The sequence below is a fragment of the Luteibacter sp. P4_E6 genome (genome assembly GCF_056401535.1).
In genome coordinates this window covers 1-1,116 of the sequence record NZ_JBFUJE010000863.1, presented here as the reverse complement: position 1 = coordinate 1,116, position 1,116 = coordinate 1, and the positions used below count along the sequence as shown (strand labels likewise).

Annotated in this window: 1 protein-coding gene; it reads left to right on the top strand. The window is 58.2% G+C overall.

Annotated features, from left to right (window positions below; all coding sequences use genetic code 11):
* Positions 1-1,116 (top strand): dTDP-4-amino-4,6-dideoxygalactose transaminase (gene rffA / locus AC1DT2_RS24165; protein WP_477299259.1); only part of this gene is annotated, 1,116 nt, incomplete at both ends.

The window sequence follows — 1,116 nt, the reverse complement described above, 5'->3', positions numbered from 1 at the left end:
GCCATACATGACCGGAAGCGAGCTTGGTTACATCGCCGAAGCCCATGCAAATGGGCATCTATCTGGTGATGGTCCGTTCACGAAAGCGTGCCACTCATGGCTCGAAGAGCTAACGGGCGCGCGGAGGGCATTGCTAACGCATTCATGCACCGCAGCACTGGAGATGGCGGCTATCCTGCTTGACCTCGAAGCGGGCGACGAAGTCATTATGCCTTCGTACACCTTCGTATCGACGGCGAACGCATTCGTGCTCCGTGGTGCGGTCCCCGTGTTCGTTGATATTCGCGAAGACACGCTCAATCTCGACGAAAGACTCGTGGAGGCGGCGATCACGTCGCGCACAAAGGCTATCTGCGTCGTTCACTACGCTGGCGTCGCTTGCGACATGAACGCCATCATGGACATTGCAGATCGGCACGGCCTTTTCGTCGTCGAAGATGCCGCCCAGGGAATCCACTCCACCTACGATGGTCGACCGCTCGGCGGAATTGGGCATTTGGGCGCACTGAGCTTCCACGAGACGAAGAACGTCATCTCTGGCGAAGGCGGGGCTCTACTGATCAATGACGAACGCCTTGCGGAACGCGCAGAAATAATTCGCGAAAAGGGAACGAATCGCAGCCGATTTTTTCGAGGCCAAGTCGACAAATACACATGGGTCGACCTCGGCTCTTCATTCCTGCCAGGCGAGATCACAGCTGCCTTTCTATACGCACAGCTGGAACACGGGAAGGAGATAACGGATCGGCGCATGGAAATCTGGTCGCGGTATGAAGCTTGGGCATCCCAGGCCGGGCACCCGGCCCGCAGGCCCGTTCTCCCCGCGGACTGTACGCACAACKCCCATATGTACTACCTCCTCATGGAGAGCCTGCCTGCTCGGACCCAGCTCATTGCGGCACTGAAGGAGCAACAAGTCCAAGCTGTCTTTCACTACATTCCGCTTCACACCTCCCCCGCCGGCCAGAAGTACGGCCGCTCACATGGAGCATTGCCGGTAACTCAGAGAGTGAGTGACACGTTGATTCGGCTCCCGCTGTGGGTGGGTCTTGCGGATAGCCAAGATCGAGTGACGCAGGCTATCGATGCTGCATTTGTCCAGGCGTCCGCAGCGTG